Annotated in this window: 13 protein-coding genes; 8 read left to right on the top strand and 5 right to left on the bottom strand. The window is 40.2% G+C overall.

What is annotated here, in order from left to right:
• The first annotated feature begins 485 nt into the window (after window positions 1-485).
• A complete protein-coding gene (locus tag J580_RS05250) occupies window positions 486-1,421 on the top strand; it encodes a dihydrodipicolinate synthase family protein (protein WP_032003338.1) in 936 nt (311 codons plus the stop codon).
• Between the two features lie 56 nt (window positions 1,422-1,477).
• Here J580_RS05250 and J580_RS05255 read toward each other — a convergent pair whose 3' ends face one another.
• Entirely contained in the window at window positions 1,478-2,383 is a 906-nt protein-coding gene (locus tag J580_RS05255; protein WP_032003339.1) for a DMT family transporter, read from the bottom strand.
• 419 nt (window positions 2,384-2,802) lie between these two features.
• On the opposite strand from J580_RS05255, the gene J580_RS05260 reads away from it, so the two are divergent.
• From J580_RS05260 to J580_RS05285, 6 genes are all read left to right on the top strand, one after another.
• Complete coding sequence (locus tag J580_RS05260) at window positions 2,803-3,486, top strand: GntR family transcriptional regulator (protein WP_031958299.1); 684 nt, start codon at window positions 2,803-2,805, stop codon at window positions 3,484-3,486.
• A gap of 170 nt (window positions 3,487-3,656) precedes the next feature.
• On the top strand, window positions 3,657-4,589 hold the full coding sequence (locus J580_RS05265; RefSeq protein WP_032003340.1) for a 4-hydroxyproline epimerase: 933 nt from the start codon (window positions 3,657-3,659) through the stop codon (window positions 4,587-4,589).
• Entirely contained in the window at window positions 4,586-5,689 is a 1,104-nt protein-coding gene (locus J580_RS05270; RefSeq protein WP_032003341.1) for an NAD(P)/FAD-dependent oxidoreductase, read from the top strand. The genes J580_RS05265 and J580_RS05270 overlap by 4 nt, the downstream gene beginning before the upstream one ends.
• Window positions 5,690-5,920 carry a 2Fe-2S iron-sulfur cluster-binding protein gene (locus tag J580_RS05275; protein ID WP_032003342.1) on the top strand — a complete coding sequence of 77 codons (231 nt, stop codon included), beginning with the start codon at window positions 5,690-5,692 and terminating at the stop codon, window positions 5,918-5,920.
• Window positions 5,920-7,182, top strand: a complete 1,263-nt coding sequence (locus J580_RS05280) for an FAD-dependent oxidoreductase (RefSeq protein WP_032003343.1) — start codon at window positions 5,920-5,922, stop codon at window positions 7,180-7,182. Before J580_RS05275 ends, J580_RS05280 begins: the two co-directional genes overlap by 1 nt.
• Window positions 7,183-7,226: 44 nt before the next feature.
• On the top strand, window positions 7,227-7,979 hold the full coding sequence (locus J580_RS05285; protein WP_000177074.1) for an AraC family transcriptional regulator: 753 nt from the start codon (window positions 7,227-7,229) through the stop codon (window positions 7,977-7,979).
• Window positions 7,980-8,044: 65 nt separating this feature from the next.
• Here the strand turns inward: J580_RS05285 and abaF are convergent, their stop codons facing one another.
• The 3 genes from abaF to J580_RS05300 all read right to left on the bottom strand — a co-directional run bounded on the left by abaF (window position 8,045) and on the right by J580_RS05300 (window position 12,801).
• Window positions 8,045-9,334: a fosfomycin efflux MFS transporter AbaF gene (gene abaF / locus J580_RS05290; protein WP_032003344.1), complete on the bottom strand. Its 1,290-nt coding sequence runs from the start codon at window positions 9,332-9,334 to the stop codon at window positions 8,045-8,047.
• 162 nt (window positions 9,335-9,496) lie between these two features.
• Window positions 9,497-11,077, bottom strand: coding sequence for an aldehyde dehydrogenase (NADP(+)) (locus J580_RS05295; RefSeq protein WP_032003345.1), 1,581 nt, complete (start codon window positions 11,075-11,077; stop codon window positions 9,497-9,499).
• A 152-nt stretch (window positions 11,078-11,229) separates the two neighbouring features.
• Window positions 11,230-12,801 (bottom strand): APC family permease, encoded by a 1,572-nt coding sequence (locus J580_RS05300; RefSeq protein ID WP_032003346.1) that lies wholly within the window; start codon window positions 12,799-12,801, stop codon window positions 11,230-11,232.
• 450 nt (window positions 12,802-13,251) lie between these two features.
• Here J580_RS05300 and J580_RS05305 point away from each other — a divergent pair, with 450 nt between their 5' ends.
• On the top strand, window positions 13,252-14,631 hold the full coding sequence (locus J580_RS05305; protein WP_032003347.1) for an L-serine ammonia-lyase: 1,380 nt from the start codon (window positions 13,252-13,254) through the stop codon (window positions 14,629-14,631).
• Window positions 14,632-14,674: 43 nt separating this feature from the next.
• Here the strand turns inward: J580_RS05305 and paaZ are convergent, their stop codons facing one another.
• Entirely contained in the window at window positions 14,675-16,777 is a 2,103-nt protein-coding gene (gene paaZ, locus J580_RS05310) for a phenylacetic acid degradation bifunctional protein PaaZ (RefSeq protein ID WP_032003348.1), read from the bottom strand.
• Window positions 16,778-17,010: the final 233 nt, after the last annotated feature.

A 17,010-nucleotide genomic window follows, 5' to 3' on the forward strand; every position in this document is an offset into this window, starting at 1 on the left:
AATCAATAATAAAAAAAGCCCCTAGCGGACTAGAGGCAGAAAAACATCAGATGCAAGAACAGGTGAATTATGCATCTGAGTTAAGTAGGTTGTATCAAACCATGTAATGCACTTTACCAGCAAAAATGAATAAAAATAGGGACGTGCGACTAATGGCTAATGTTCTGTGGTTGTTTATTGAGCGCCTATAAGCTCGGATTTAATTTCTCTTCTCAGTACTAATTTTTAAATTTCTAAGTTCTATTTTTAAAAAAATATAAGGAAAATTTAATTTTTAAATTCTATTAATAAAATTAATATTTGATTTATATGAATATTTACTCAGTTAAAGAATTTAAGGGATAGGACTATTCTTTTTGCTGTATATCGTATACGATATATAAAGAATGATTAAACAGCTATTAATCCCATTCCATAACTTTTGAGATGGATTAACTCGAAAGTACGACTACCCAGAGTTTTATTTGTATTACTGAGGAATAATTATGAGTAATATCTTCACAGGATGTATCCCGGCGCTAATGACCCCATGTACTCCTAACCGTGAGCCAGATTTTGACGCGCTTGTGAAAAAAGGGCATGAGCTGATTGAAGCGGGCATGAGTGCGGTAGTGTATTGTGGTTCTATGGGGGATTGGCCTTTGCTAACCGAAGCTCAACGCCAAGAAGGTGTAGCACGACTAGTTGCTGATGGCATTCCAACAATTGTTGGTACAGGTGCGGTTAATTCAAAAGAAGCAGTTTCTCATGCAGCTCATGCAGAAAAAGTCGGTGCACAAGGGCTTATGGTTATTCCACGTGTACTATCACGCGGTGCCTCACCAACAGCACAAAAAGCTCACTTTTCTGCAATTTTAAAAGCAGCTCCAAGCTTACCAGCGGTGATTTACAATAGTCCGTATTATGGATTTGCGACTCGTGCAGATTTATTTTTTGAATTACGCCGTGAGTTTCCAAACTTAATTGGTTTTAAAGAATTTGGTGGTGCTGCCGATATGCGTTATGCGGCTGAGTTCATTACTTCACAAGATGATTCAGTTACCTTAATGGCTGGCGTAGACACTCAAGTTTTTCATGGCTTCGTGAACTGCAATGCAACGGGTGCGATTACAGGGATTGGTAATGCTTTGCCTAAAGAAGTGCTACAGTTGGTTGACCTCAGTAAGAAAGCTGCAGCAGGTGATGCCAAAGCTCGTCGTTTAGCACAAGAGTTATCAAGTGCATTAGAAGTTTTATCTTCTTTTGATGAAGGTACTGATTTAGTCCTTTATTACAAGTACTTAATGGTACTTAACGGCGATAAAGAATATACCTTACATTTTAACGAGACGGATGCATTGAGTGAATCACAACGTAAATATGTTGAAACTCAGTATGAGTTATTCCGTACGTGGTACCGTAACTGGTCAGCTGAAGTCTAAGTAAATACTTATAAAAAAGAGGCTAATAATTGAGCCTCTTTTTTTATTTCTATAAATTACTTTTTGGTCAAAACAATAACGCATAGAAAAATGAGAATTAAACCTAAATAACTATGCATTGTTAAACTTTCGCCTACTACAACAACTGCTAATAATGCTGCAACAGGAATTTCGACCAAAGCTAGTGTCATAGCCTGACTTGCTGGAATTCGTTTAAGACCAAAGCTAAAAAATAAATAGCCCAAAAACATAGGAACAATTGGAATATAGATCGCAACCCAAATGTTAGTTGGGTAATCAAAAAGGTTTTGTGCTGTAATGAATAATGTAGGTAGTAACAACACTGCAGAGATACCAAAAATCACGCCCATGGCAGCTCTTGAGTCGACATCTTGGCGAATTAGGTTTCTCATTATCCAAGAATATGTTGCATAGCTCAGGCTAGAGAGTAAGCCAAAAAATACCCCTAAAATACGATCAGATTGTACGATTTGGTACTGCGCATGATCACCCGCATAAGAGAGTAAAATAATTCCTAAAAAACCGAGAATAAAACTGATGAGCCATTTTAAAGAAAGTTTTCGCTTATCTAAAATCCATTCTAAAAGCACTGAAAACAAAGGTGCACAGCCAATCGAAATCACGGTGCCAATCGATACACCAGCTAAAGAGACAGATGAATAAAATGCAAAAGGACAAAGAATTGAAACGACAACGGCAATAAAGATTTGAGACTTATAGTTAAATAGTTTTTGATAATTTTTTTTAATGGCTTTTAAACTTAAAAATGTGTGAATTAAACCACCAAAGCCCACAGAAATGGTAGCAATCACAAGTGGACTGATGCCCTTTGCAAAAGATGCTGCTGTGCCTGCCGTACCCCATAGAAAAGCAGCAAATAGTACGGATAAGAAACCCGTATAATAATGCAGGGAAAATTTTGCTTCTGTTGGCGTACTCATATGAAGTGACTCAGACTCTAAAAGTTTTATGCAGCATAATTTTTACAAGACAAAAATTTTATCTTGCAGGCAATAACTCAGCGCAATCGATAAGAATTTTTTGACAGTAACCCGTCAAGAGAACAGGATAGTATGCTGCTATTTATTATGATTTGCTTGGTTAGATACAATAAAATGATGACGATTTCAGCATAGTCTAATAATAGTTTTGTGAATTAAATGGTATAAAGTATACTTTAGCTATTAATGTAGTTAAAAATTATTAGCTCTAATAAGTAGAGAAAATGAGTTTTAGCAGCATTAAATAAAGGTAAGCCGTGCCGAAAATAATGCTTGAAAAGCAATGATTTCATTATGGCGGATGAATAAAAATTATCATCCTTTTATTTGTGTCATATTTTGAGGTTAAGAGAATATTCGTGACGCTACCATCTTTTAATGTATCAAATCTTGGTGCAATGCCTTCGGTATCTGAAGTTATTGTCAAATATATTAGAGAAGCAATTATTGCAGGGCATATTGCTGAAGGCGAACCGATTCGTCAGGATGAAATTGCCAAACTTTTTAATGTTAGCAAAATTCCCGTACGTGAAGCTTTAAAGCAACTTGAAGCCGAAGGCTTGGTTGAGTTTATAAAAAATCGTGGCGCAATTGTGACTCGTATTTCTGAAGAAGAGTTGGCACAGATTTTTGAAGTCCGAGTCATGTTAGAAACGAAGCTGATTCAGCTCGCCGTGCCGAATATGACAGAAGAAACTTATAAAAAGGCAGATGAAATTTGTAACGCCTTTATTGATAACATGGATATTGGAAGCTGGACCACATTAAATTGGCAGTTACATGCGTGCCTTTATGAACCAGCACAGCGACCTTATATGCTCGGATTAATTCGTTCTATTTACGATAAGATTGAGCGCTATTTAAGATTGCAGATGAATGTTTCCGAAGGCAAATCGCGTGCAAATGATGAGCACAAAGAAATTGTGAAAGCCTGTAAAGCCAAGGATGTTGATTTGGCGGTTAAGTTAATTGAAGAGCATATTAATGGTGTTTGCCAATCACTTTATGAGCACTTACCTCACCATAAAAATGTGAAAAACTAAGCGCTGCATTCTTTATTATTTCAATTAGGCCAGCGGCCTAATTTTTTTTTGTCTTTATTTTAGCTGAAGCAAGTTTTCACTATGCTGATTTCGTCATAGATTTATAAGAAAACGATCAAGCTTGCTGTTTTGAGATCAGTCATCCTAAAGGAAAATGTAAGGATACTTCTATGAAAACAGTAAAAATTTTGGACTCTCATACTGGTGGTGAACCAACACGATTAGTGCTTGAAGGTTTTCCTGATTTAGGCACAGGGGATATGGAAAGCCGCCGAAAAATATTATCAGAACAATATGACCATTTCCGTAGAGCAACCATGTTAGAGCCGCGCGGTAATGATGTGTTGGTTGGCGCATTATTGTGTAAGCCAGTGAATCCCAAAGCGAGCGCGGGCGTTATTTTCTTTAATAACACAGGCTACCTCGGCATGTGTGGTCATGGCACCATTGGTTTAGTAGCTTCGTTAGCGCACTTGGGAAAAATACAAGTTGGTACACACTTAATTGAAACTCCAGTCGGCGATGTTGAGGCGACATTGCATGAAGATCATTCAGTTAGCGTGCGAAATGTACCGGCATATCGTTATAAAAAAGCGGTCGAAGTTGATGTTGAAAAATATGGAAAAGTTACTGGTGATATCGCATGGGGTGGTAACTGGTTCTTCTTGATTAATGATCATGGTCAACGTGTTGCAAGTGATAATTTGGATCAACTGACTGACTATGCGTGGACGGTTAGACAAGCGCTTACGGCACAAGGAATAACCGGTAAAGATGGACAAGAAATTGACCATATTGAGTTATTTGCAAGTGACACCGAAGCAGACAGTAAAAATTTCGTGCTTTGTCCAGGCAAGGCCTATGACCGTTCACCGTGTGGAACTGGAACGAGTGCGAAAATTGCTTGCTTAGCTGCAGATGGCAAACTTGAGCCAGGAAAGTTATGGAAACAAGCCAGCATTATCGGTAGCCAGTTTATTGCCTCGTATGAGCAAGCAGGGGAATATGTGATTCCAACCATTCGTGGTGAAGCTTACATGAGTGCCGAAGCAACTTTATTTATGGATGAAAATGACCCATTTGCTTGGGGTATTCAGCTATGAGAACCGATGCCATCGTCATTGGGGCAGGCATTGTAGGTGCGGCATGTGCTTATGAATTAGCTCGGCAAGGGTTAAATGTGCAAGTTTTGGATGCTCGTATCGGTGGTGCAACAGCCGCAGGCATGGGGCATTTGGTCATTATGGATGACTTGGAAGCCGAATTAAAACTTAGTCATTGGTCAGTTCAGCTATGGCATGAATTAGGACACGAGCTTTCGGAAGAATGTGCCTATCGCCAAACGCCAACTTTATGGCTGGCAAGTAGCGCAGAAGAAATGCAGATTGCTGAGGAAAAATATCAACGTCTCACTGCACAAGGCGTCCGTTGCCAACTTCGAAACGCAGATGAAGTTCATCAGCTTGAACCTCACTTAAAGCAGAGTCTTTATGGTGGTTTAGAAGTTTTTGATGATGGAATTTTATATGCACCTTGTGCTGCTGAATGGTTATTAAAAAAAATTCCCCATAAGGTTCAGGTTCAACAAGCTAAAGTTATTCATATTGAAGAAAATCGGGTTCAGTTAAGTGATGGAACATGGCTCGAAGCAGCACATATTATTTTAGCAAACGGCATTCATGCGACAGATTTTTTTCCAGAGTTACCGATTGAACCTAAAAAAGGTCATTTAGCTATTACCGACCGTTATCCCGAATTAAATGTAAAACATACGTTAGTGGCTTTGGCTTATGCAGCCAGCACTCAAGCGACAAGTGGAATTTCAGTCGCTTGTAATATTCAACCTAGACCGACAGGTCAGCTATTCATTGGGTCATCTCGTCAGTTTAATACAGTTGATCCGACTGTAGAGCCAGAAGTCTTTACTCGGGTACTTAAAGAGGCTGCGGATTATTTTCCAGCTTTGGCTGATCTTAATGTTATTCGGGCATGGACTGGCTTTCGCGCAGCCACACCCGATGGTATTCCAGTAATTGGACGACATCCTGCATTTCAATCGGTTTATTTAGCGGTAGGTCATGAAGGTTTAGGTGTAACCACTGCGACAGGGACAGCAAAACTGATTGCCTCACACATATGTGGATTAACTTTTGATATAGATCCAGAACCTTTTTTACCCCATCGCTTTATAGGAGCTGCATAGATGATTCAGCTTTTTATTAACGGTCAATCTGTTTCTGTGATTGAAGGTACGAGTGTTGCTGCTGCTTTAGCACAAGCGAAGTCTTATAGTCGTCTATCTGTTTGTGGTGAAAAACGCACTCCATTTTGTGGAATGGGAGTGTGTCAGGAATGTCGTGTCAATATTAATGGACTCAGAGTGCTTGCTTGTCAGACGCAGTGCCAGCAAGACATGAAGGTGGAAACACAATAATGGAAAAACAATACGATGTGGTGGTTGTCGGTGCTGGGCCTGCAGGGTTGTCAGCTGCTATTGCAGCCGCCGAAAGTGGCGGGCGAATTTTAATATTGGATAATAATCCACAGGCGGGCGGTCAAATCTGGCGGGCTGGACCGATTTTCCCTGTTCCTGAAATGGCGCAGCAGAAATATCAACAAATCAAGGCCTATTCTAATATTGAATTTATGTTTGCTGCGAAAATTGTCGCTGCACCTTTTGTAGGCCAATTACTCGTTGAGCGACCTCATGACAGCCTAAATTTGTCTTATCGTCAGCTTATATTGTGTACGGGTGCAAGAGAACTATTTTTACCTTTTCCCGGTTGGACTTTACCTGGTGTAACAGGGGCAGGTGGTTTGCAAGCCTTAATTAAAGCAGGCACACCTGTCAAAAATGAACGCATTGTGATTGCGGGCTCTGGACCATTACTCTTAGCATGTGCGGATACAGCAAAAAAAGCAGAGGCTCAAGTTCTCTATGTTGCCGAACAGGCGGCTTCATCTTCCGTTCGTAAATTTGCACTGCAACTTTGGCGTTGGCCTTCGAAAGTAATACAAGCGTTATCTTTACCTCATCGTTTATATCAACCTGACAGTTATGTGGTTGAGGCGATTGGTCAGGAGCGTCTTGAACGAGTAAGGCTACAAACGCCGAAGGGAATCATTGAAATTGAGTGTGATCGACTCGCGTGCGGATTTGGCTTAGTCCCGAATACTCAATTAGGGCAGTTAATGGGTTGTCAAATTAAGGACAATGCGATTACGGTTGATGACTATCAACGTACATCACAACCACAGGTGTGGGCAGCAGGTGAGTGTACAGGTTTTGGCGGAAGTGAGCTGGCGATGGTTGAAGGTAGCATCGCAGGTTATGCAGCTATAGGTCAAAATGAAAAAGCCAGTCAATTATTTGCTCAAAGACAACGGTATCGTTTATTTGCACATCTCCTTGAGAAAAGCTTCAAGTTACGTGCTGAGGTAAAAACGCTTGCACGCCCAGAAACTATTTTTTGTCGATGTGAAGATGTGACTTTTGATAAAGTTGCTGAGCGTAGTAGTTGGATTGATGCAAAATTACATACACGTTGTGGAATGGGAGCGTGCCAAGGAAGCACATGTGCAACAGCAGCAGCTTGCTTATTTGATTGGCAGTTGCCTAACTCTCGACCACCATTACTTCCTACTCGTGTAAAAAGCCTCATGGCGATGTCTACTTCTCCTTTAAATCAAAAATGAAATGTTCTAGAGTAGACAAGTTATTACTTTGTCCGCTCTAGCTCATGACTTTGGTTCAAATTCCGAAACTAACTACCACTTTGGAAGATTTCTTAAAAAATCTGGAAAGTATAGAACCATTGTTTGATGCTTTATCTTCGGTGGTTTTTTTCATCAAAAATACCGAAGCACGCTATGTCTTTGTCAATCAAACATTAGTAAATCGCTGCGGTCTAAAGGATAAAACTGCAATATTGGGAAAAACCTCTTCTGAAGTTTTTCCTCATTCACTTGGAAAAATATATACATCGCAAGACTTGCAAGTTATTCGCCGCGGTAAAAAGTTAACAGAGCAATTAGAGCTGCATTTATATGCAAAAAATCAGTCGGGTTGGTGTTTAACTTATAAAGAACCTTTATTTGATGCGGATGGAAAGTTAGTAGGAATTGCTGGAATTTCTAATGATTTAAATGTGCCTGAAAATACACATCCTGCTTTTTATAAAATGGTTCAGGTTGAGGAATATATTAAAAAGAATTATGCCGAAACCATTACTTTGGCGCATTTGACTGCAATTGCTGGTGTGTCGGTGGCTCAGTTAGAACGTTATTGCAAAAAAATATACCATTTAACGCCTCGGCAAATGATTAGCAAAATTCGTCTGCAAGTCGCCACTGAACTGCTTGCGACTGACTTACCGATTACTCAAATTGGTTTGCGCTGTGGTTATACTGACCATAGTGCTTTTTGTCGTCAGTTTAAGTTGCATACAGGCATGTCACCTACTTTGTATCGGGCCTCTATCAAAAATATTTAGATAAAAAATTGGGCTGTATAAAACAACCCAAATCATTATTAAGTGCTGAATTTGTATATTAAAGATTAATCTTTAAAAGCCAATGATCGGCCTTTGGTTTCTTTCACTAGCAAAATCGAGACAATAGAGATCAGGCTTGCGGCAACCAAATATAAAGAAATCGGAATCGAACTATTAAATTCTTTGAGTAATGTTAGGGCAATTAATGGAGCAAGCGACCCTGCCATAATTGGCGCAACTTGATAACAAAATGAAAGCGCCGTATAGCGGATGTGAGTTGGAAATAACTCGGTCATTAACGCAGAGTAAGGCGAGTAGGTCATGGACTCAATAAATAAACCGAGCACAATTGCTAGCATAATGAGCCAGTCATTGCCTGTATCCATTAAAGGAAAGCCGACAAAACCCCAAAAAGCAGTAAGTACAGCCCCAATAAGATAAATAGGTTTGCGGCCGAATATATCGCTTAAATGTCCCATAAAAGGAATAATAAAGAAATGGATCAGATGAGCGCCGAACATGAGCAGTAAGATCTGCGAAGTATCTTTATGGACGACTAACTTTAAATAACTGATCGAAAAAGTAACCACCATATAGTACAAAATGTTTTCTGCGAATCGGGCACCAATACCCGCAATAACAGATTTCTTATGATATTTTAAAACCTCAATAATCCCGAGTTGTTGCTTTTCAAGAAGTTGTTGTTTGGCTTGTGCTTCTTTAAATACTTCGGCATCGTCTACATTTTTTCGAATCCATAAACCAATTAGTACCACGACTGCTGAGAACCAAAATGCACAGCGCCATCCCCAATCTAGAAATTGTTCGGGCGAAAGGTTTTTTGAAAGTAATAATAAAACCAGTGTGGCTACTAAATTCCCGAGCGGTACACCAGTTTGTGGCCAGCTTGCCCAATAACCTCTGCGGTCATCTGGACTGTGCTCTGAAACTAAAATAACTGCGCCGCCCCATTCACCACCAAAAGCAAAACCTTGAATTAAACGTAGTATCACTAGGAGTGTAGGAGCCCAATAGCCAATTTGATGAAAGGTCGGAATACAGCCCATTAAAAAAGTAGTGATACCGACAATAATGAGGCTAATTTGCAATAATTTCTTGCGACCAATTTTATCGCCGTAATGGCCAAACACGAGGCCACCAATAGGTCTTGCTAAAAAGCCAACAGCATACAGGGCAAAGGCCGCCAAAATTCCATCTATAGCATTGCCGGTTTGTTGAAAGAAAAGTTCGCCAAAGACAAGGGCAGAAGCGGTGCCATAAAGGAAAAATTCATACCATTCTGCTACGGAGCCAACCATGGAGGCCGCTACAACCTTTTTTAGTGTTGTCGTCATATACCAATATCCTTATTTAAAAATATGTTACGCAATGATTTGTTTGGCATCTTGCTATTCATTTTTTGCACTTTTTTATTTGAATAATGTGCCGTTACGTTGTGAGGTTTTGATCTAAATAAAAAGGAGTTCATCACTTGGATAAACTCCTTTAAAAAAAAATTAAAGAGTAGCTTTACTCATTTCACCATTGACTAAGCGCGTGATACCAAGCGGATTGGCATTTTGAAGGGCGAGTGGTAATAAGTGATCTGGATAGTTTTGGTAGCATACTGGACGTAAATAACGTTCGATTGCCAAGGTTCCTACTGATGTGCCACGTGCATCTGAAGTTGCAGGATAAGGCCCGCCGTGTACCATGGCATCAGAGACTTCAACGCCTGTTGGGTAACCATTTAGAAGTAAACGTCCTGCTTTTTCTTCAAGTAAAGGAATAAGGGGCGCGAAGTTTTCAAAATCTTGCGGTTCGGCAATTAAAGATGCTGTAAGTTGACCACGTAGGCCATTTAAAGCTTGAGCGAGCTGCTCTGCCGATTCAACTTCAATCACAATCGTAGTAGGGCCGAACACTTCTTCTTGAAGTAATTCATCATGCTCGAGTAAAAGAGATACATCGGCTTTAAAGAGCTGAGGATAGGCTTGCTGGCCTTGTTGTGGTTGACCCGCTAAATGCGCTATTTTGTCATGTGCGAGTAATTCTTTAAGACCATGCTCGTAGCTTCTTAAAGTACCTTTGTTAAGCATAGTTTGTGGTGGTTGCTGAGCCATTGCAGCCTTGAACTGGTCAAGGAATTGGCTAAATTCAGGTGATTTAATTCCAATAATTAAACCCGGATTGGTACAGAACTGACCGCAACCTAAAACGACTGAACCACTAAGTTCGGTCGCAATTTTATCACCACGCACTTTTAGAGCTTCGGGTAATAAAATCATTGGGTTAATGCTCGACATTTCGGCAAAAACAGGAATGGGTTCAGGACGTGCGGCAGCTAAATCGCATAGAGCACGACCACCTTTGAGTGAACCTGTAAATCCAACGGCTTTAATTGCTGGATGTTTTACCAGTGGCTCACCGACACCTTGACCATAAATCATGCTAAAGATGCCTTTTGGCATAGCGCATTTCTCAATCGCAGTACAAATGGCATTTGCAATGGATTCGGCGGTTGCCATGTGACCGCTATGAGCCTTCACAATAACTGGACATCCAGCCGCAAGTGCCGAAGCTGTATCACCACCAGCAGTAGAAAAGGCAAGAGGGAAATTACTAGCGCCAAATACAGCAACTGGTCCAACACCGATTTTATATTGACGTAAATCTGGACGTGGAAGTGGTTGACGCTCAGGTAAAGCCAAATCAATACGAGCACCTAAATAGTCACCACGGCGTAATACTTGAGCAAACAGACGTAATTGACCTGTAGTTCGCCCACGTTCACCGCGAATACGAGCTTCTGGTAAGGCAGTTTCTTGGCAGACTGTTGCAATAAACTGGTCATCAAGCGCATCAATTTCACTGGCAATCGTTTCTAGAAAAACAGCGCGTTGTTCTGGCGTAGTTTGTCTAAAAGCAGGATAAGCCAATGCGGCTGTTTGAGCTGCCTGATCAATTTCTTCAGGAGTGGCCTGAGCAAACTGATAGGGTAATGCTTCATCTGTTGCAGCATCGTAGCTTAATACAAACTTACTGCCTGCACTTGAACGTTGACCTGCAATAAAATTTTGACCAGTAATATTTAACATTATCAACCTCACTTGAGAGTGAACGTCAAAAGTGGTTCTTCTGACGTTGGAGAGTTATCAAAGCGAAGGTTTTACATTTGAAAATATTGTATTTTGTATACGGTATTAATCAAAAGAAAACCTTAACTTATATGTGTTTAAGCAAATGATTGCTAAGCTTCATCGTCATTTTTAATCAGTGCTTTTGGTAAACCTGAGCGTATACCCCAGTAATAGCAGCCGAGGGAAATCACCATCACTAATAGGGTGTCAAATGGTGCTGCTAATAGGTGTGTTGCACCGTCACCGAAGCTGCCAAGGTAAGAGGCAAGAATCATTAAAATGTAGTAAACAAGGAGCCACATTGATGACTTTAATTGTTGAGCTAGGCTGACTTCTTGGGTTGGTACATAGCGCTTAAAAATGACGTAGAGTGCAAACAATACGATTTGTGCGCCTAATAACCATGAAATGACATTCCAGCCAGACCAATACACAATAAAAGAAGCAATCACAAAAGCCAGTGGGCCAAGAATGGTAAAGCCTTTTACATAGAATGGACGTTCAAGCTCAGGAGCATTACGGCGTAAAGCACCCACTGTGACAGGAGCTAGGGCATAACTTAAAACTAACGCTGCTGAAACCACAGAAATTAATTTATCCCAAGATGGAAATGGCATGGTCCAAAATACTGAAAGTGCGAACGTTAACCATAATGCATAACGTGGAATGCCTGATTTTGGATCTACACGCGTAAAAATACGGAAGAACGTATTACTGTTCGACCATGCGTAAATTACACGTGGAGTTGCAGCCATATAGATATTGCCGCAACCAGACGGAGAAATAATGGCATCTGAAACAACTAATAGCGCTAACCATCCCAAACCTAATAACATGGCAATGTCGCGGTAAGGTAATGGGAACTTGTCACTAAGTCCTGACCAACCATTTGCTAACATATCGGTAGGTACTGCACCCAAGAAAGCAACTTGAAGCACTACATAAATAATCGTTGCCAAAACAACAGATAAGATGAGTGCAAAAGGAATTGTAAATTGTGGACGCTTTACTTCACTTGCCACCGAAATAATCGGTGTTAAACCTAAGTACGCAAAAATAATACCGCCAGCAGATACGGCACCTTGTACGCCGTGAGCGCCCATTGGGGCAAACTCGGTCATTGAAAAGTTTGCAGGTTTAAAATGGTATAGAAGTGCGACCATGACTAAAACTGGCACAGCAAATTTCAATGCACTGATCAGGTTGTTAGCGATTGCAAAGGTCTTTACGCTGTAATAGTTCAATGCAAAAAATACGCATAAAAGTGCAAACTGAAACAACCATCCAATGGTCGTTGGAGACCGAACACCATCATTGACGGCGGTCAGAGAAGGGAACCATGCTGCTGCATATTCGCGGGCAGCGACGACTTCAATTGCAATTAAACTTGAAAAGGCAATGACGGTCACAGAACCCAATAAATATCCTTGTAATGGGCCATGTGAAAATACGGGATAACGGATAATACCGCCTGCTCGGGGTAAGGCTGCGCCTAACTCACAATAAATAATTCCCAGAATTAAAACGGCAAAGCCGCCAATAATCCATGACAATATACCCGCAGGGCCGGCTTGAGAGGCCACATGACTTGCTGAAAATAACCATCCTGAACCGAAAATGGCGCCTAAGCCAATGAATGTAAGATCCATTAGAGATAACTGTTTCTTAAACTGACTTGTCATTACGTTTTCCTTAACGACAGAACTATTGTTCTTTCATATATCGTATACGATATATTGTTATTGGTAAATAGGGGAATTTTTATTCTATTTATGGACAATGAATGATTTAAATTTTACGTAAATATTTGTTTTTACTTGATTTTAAATGGGTTGAATTTCAAGTAAATAACCTGAAAACTAAATATTTTTTATAAAAATTGGCAAAGGATTTTGATTTTATTTGCTCAAAAGAACAATTCTTCAATATTGGTTGAGCCATTTACCATTTAAATTAATGGAAAATTCCATTTTTTAAAAAAATATTGAATTAGAAGTTGATTGTGTTGTTTTTAGGCTATGAGCCATTTATTTTCAGTGCTTTATAGATGGCTTAATGATAATTTTAGAGTTATCCGCAAGGACACAATAATGACGAACATACGAATAATAATGAATCGAAGGTAGGACCACGTGTTTATTAGTGTATTTGATCTTTTTAAAATTGGCATCGGCCCATCTAGCTCCCATACAGTTGGACCAATGCGAGCGGCATATAGTTTTGTGGATGATTTATTGAAGCAAAACGATTTACAAGCAACGGTTAGAGTTCAGGTAAAGTTATACGGTTCGCTGTCGGCAACCGGTGTCGGTCATGCGACAGACAAGGCTGTTCTGTTAGGTTTAATGGGCTTTGATCCTGAACATATCGATACCCAAGTAAGTACAAACTTGATTGAAGATGTTCTTGAAAATAAAGCCATCCAGCTTAATCAGCAAAAGAGTATTGCTTTTGATTATAAGCATGATGTGCTTTTTCTAGATGAATCTTTGCCTTATCACCCCAATGCAATGGAGTTGATTGCCTATAACGAGGCTCAAGAAATTTTATATGCAGAAACTTACTATTCGGTTGGTGGCGGTTTTATTGTTAGCCAAAGACAATTAACACATACCCAAACTGAAACCAACGACGTTAAGGTTCCATATCCATTTCACAGTGCGGCTGAACTTTTAAGTTTATGTAAAACTCATCATTTATCAGTGAGCGAGTTAATGCTTGAAAATGAAAAAAGCTGGCGTAGTGAAACTGAGATTCGTAGCAAGATTATGGAAATCTGGAAAGTGATGCAGCAATGTATTCACAATGGATTAATTAATGAAGGCATATTACCGGGCGGATTAAACGTAAAACGTCGGGCTAAAAAAATTCACGATAAGTTATTAAATAAGAAAAACTCAAACCTGATTGTGACGACCTTTCATGCGATGGAATGGGTCAATTTATTTGCCTTAGCGGTAAATGAAGAAAATGCTGCTGGCGGTCGAGTAGTGACGGCACCTACAAATGGGGCCGCAGGAATTATTCCGGCAGTTTTATATTACTACGTGACTTTTTCTAAAGACTTTTCCGAAGATAAAGTGGTTCGTTTCTTTTTAAGTGCAGCAGCCGTTGGCATTTTATGTAAACTCAATGCTTCTATTTCTGGTGCAGAAGTAGGGTGTCAGGGTGAAGTCGGCTCGGCATGTGCGATGGCTTCGGCGGGTTTAGCCGAGATTTTAGGAGCGTCTCCTGAGCAAGTGGAACATGCGGCTGAAATTGGGCTTGAACATAATTTGGGTTTAACGTGTGACCCGATTGGTGGTTTGGTTCAGGTGCCTTGTATTGAACGAAATGCAATTGCCGCTGTAAAAGCCATTAATGCAGCCCAAATGGCACTTCATGATGACGATGAACACTTTGTCACGCTAGATAAAGTGATTCAGACCATGAAAGAAACTGGCAAAGATATGTCTGAGAAATATAAAGAGACTTCAAAAGGTGGCCTTGCTGTTAACGCCATTGAGTGCTAAAAAAATGAGATGGGGACGAGGTGACCCCATCTCATTTTAACCATTAAGCTTCGCGAGCAACTAAAGTTAAAATATCGTAAGTTGCGACAAGTTCACCACGTTGGTTTTTGACTTTAATATCCCACACCACAACGCCATGCGCAGGCTGAGACGGGTCTTTTTGTGGCTTAGGGGTTTTCTGTTTACAGGTGAGTTCAACTTGGATTGAGTCACCAATTTTAACCGGTTCAACAAAACGTAAGTTGTCCATACCGTAGTTGGCAATCACAGGACCTTGTGCTGCATCTACAAATAGACCTGCTGCAGCAGACACAATGAAGTAACCATGCGCAACGCGTTCACCAAAGAAAGACTCGGCCGCGGCGATTTTGTCGGTATGTGCATAGAAGTAGTCACCGCTTAAACACGCGAAATTGACAATATCTGCTTCGGTGACTGTACGGCGTGCTGTTAATAAACGTTCACCAATCACTAACTCATCAAAAGACTTTTTAAATGGATGTACACGGTCTTCATTAACTTTTGAGCCAGCAGTCCATGAGTGGGTAATTTGTGTCAGACTATTTGGAGAACCCTGAATTGCAGTGCGCTGCATGTAGTGTTTAACCGCGCGAATACCACCTAACTCTTCACCACCACCTGCACGACCAGGACCGCCGTGTACTAAATGCGGAAGTGGTGAGCCATGTCCTGTACTTTCTTTTGCCGATTCTGCATCGAGTACATGCACACGCCCATGCCAAGGTGCAATTTTTTGAATAATCTGCTCAATATTCTCATCGTTATTTTTAACGACAGAAGCCACTAAGCTACCTTCACCACGTGAAACAAGGTCAGCCAACTCTTCAATGTCTTGATATGGCATGAGTGTACATACCGGACCGAAAGCTTCTGTGGTATGAACATTCGTCGCTTGTAAGGGTTGTTCACAGAGCAATAAAGTTGGAGCGAAAAAAGCGCCTTTTTCAGGATGATCTGCATTAAATGTAAAGCTATCGTTGCCACCAAAAACAATTTTTGCATCTTTGCTGAGTTCAGCAACTTTTTCTACAACGTCATGTTTTTGTTTAATGCTCGCTAAAGCCCCCATGGTGGTTTCTTCTTTTTGAGGGTCGCCCACCACAACTTTAGCAAGTTTAGCAGTTAGCTTCTCTTGTACAGTAGTTAACAAGTTGTCAGGAACGAAAGCACGGCGAATCGCAGTACATTTTTGACCTGCTTTTGTGGTCATTTCACGGAAGACTTCACGCACAAATAAATCGACAGTTTCTTCATTTGCCTCAGGGCTTAAAATTGCACTGTTTACTGAGTCGGCTTCCATACTAAATGGAATTGAATATTTATTGAGGTGAGGGTGGTTCCGTAGTTTTTGTCCTGTGTAGGCAGAACCTGTAAAGGTCACACAGTCTTGAGGGCCTAAGTGGTCGAACAGGTCATAAGTCTGACCGCAAATAAGTTGCAGCGAACCTTTTGGTAATACATGCGCTTCTTCAATGGTTTTTACAACTGTTTGAGTTAATTGGGCACCGTCGGTTGCAGGCTTAACAATACATGGCACACCAGCAAGTAACGTCGGTGCAATCTTTTCAAGCATTCCCCAAATTGGAAAGTTAAAAGCATTAATGTGAACTGCAACCCCTGCTTTAGGACTTAAAATGTGCTTAGCACCGAAAGTTCCATTTTTAGATAATTGAATCCAGTTGTCTTCGGTAATAATTTTTTCGTCATTGAGTTCACGGCGAACCAGACTTGAATAAGCGAATAAGGTCTGGATACCGCCTTCAATATCAATCCATGCATCTTTACGAGTTGCACCTGTTGCATAAGCAAGTTTGTAGAACTCTTCTTTGCGCTCAAGTAAATATTGGGCAATTTGTTTTAATGCATTGGCACGTTGGTGAAACGTCCAGTTAGCCAGTTCTGAACCATTTTGTTTGGCATATTGAACAACACGTTTCATATCTATGCCATGACTACTTACAGCATAAATCGCTTCACCTGTAATAGCATGATAAACAGGGCGCAGTTCTTCACTCGTCGAATGCCATGTTCCATAGACATAAGAAGCAAGATGAGGCAGTTGATGCTCAGACTGCTGAAAATCTGTGTCAGTTGAGGTTCCTTCTAGGTGTGCTTGTTCAAGCATGACCAAACTCCTTTTTTATTTGATACATCAATTATAAAAATTGCAAAAATATGATTCATAATTTCAGATTAATTTGTCTAAAAGTCAACTTTATTTTGATTTGTAAACGTAAAAAGATTTTTTGTTTTTAATTAATATATATTAATTTCAAATATTTAGTCCTTGTTTGTTGGTTGGATTTAATTTGATACTAAAAAAGTGATTGACTTTGTTTTTGGTGTATCGAAAAATAG

Origin of the sequence: Acinetobacter sp. 1542444 (assembly GCF_000581835.1) — a bacterium.
Taxonomy (GTDB): Bacteria; Pseudomonadota; Gammaproteobacteria; order Pseudomonadales; family Moraxellaceae; genus Acinetobacter; species Acinetobacter pittii.

What these genes read in the sequence shown, in the direction of transcription:
- J580_RS05250 (WP_032003338.1), top strand. Translation starts at nt 486, where the DNA reads ATGAGTAATATCTTCACAGGATGTATCCCGGCGCTAATGACCCCATGT.
- J580_RS05255 (WP_032003339.1), bottom strand. Translation starts at nt 2,383, where the DNA reads ATGAGTACGCCAACAGAAGCAAAATTTTCCCTGCATTATTATACGGGT.
- J580_RS05265 (WP_032003340.1), top strand. Translation starts at nt 3,657, where the DNA reads ATGAAAACAGTAAAAATTTTGGACTCTCATACTGGTGGTGAACCAACA.
- J580_RS05270 (WP_032003341.1), top strand. Translation starts at nt 4,586, where the DNA reads ATGAGAACCGATGCCATCGTCATTGGGGCAGGCATTGTAGGTGCGGCA.
- J580_RS05275 (WP_032003342.1), top strand. Translation starts at nt 5,690, where the DNA reads ATGATTCAGCTTTTTATTAACGGTCAATCTGTTTCTGTGATTGAAGGT.
- J580_RS05280 (WP_032003343.1), top strand. Translation starts at nt 5,920, where the DNA reads ATGGAAAAACAATACGATGTGGTGGTTGTCGGTGCTGGGCCTGCAGGG.
- J580_RS05285 (WP_000177074.1), top strand. Translation starts at nt 7,227, where the DNA reads ATGACTTTGGTTCAAATTCCGAAACTAACTACCACTTTGGAAGATTTC.
- abaF (WP_032003344.1), bottom strand. Translation starts at nt 9,334, where the DNA reads ATGACGACAACACTAAAAAAGGTTGTAGCGGCCTCCATGGTTGGCTCC.
- J580_RS05295 (WP_032003345.1), bottom strand. Translation starts at nt 11,077, where the DNA reads ATGTTAAATATTACTGGTCAAAATTTTATTGCAGGTCAACGTTCAAGT.
- J580_RS05300 (WP_032003346.1), bottom strand. Translation starts at nt 12,801, where the DNA reads ATGACAAGTCAGTTTAAGAAACAGTTATCTCTAATGGATCTTACATTC.
- paaZ (WP_032003348.1), bottom strand. Translation starts at nt 16,777, where the DNA reads ATGCTTGAACAAGCACACCTAGAAGGAACCTCAACTGACACAGATTTT.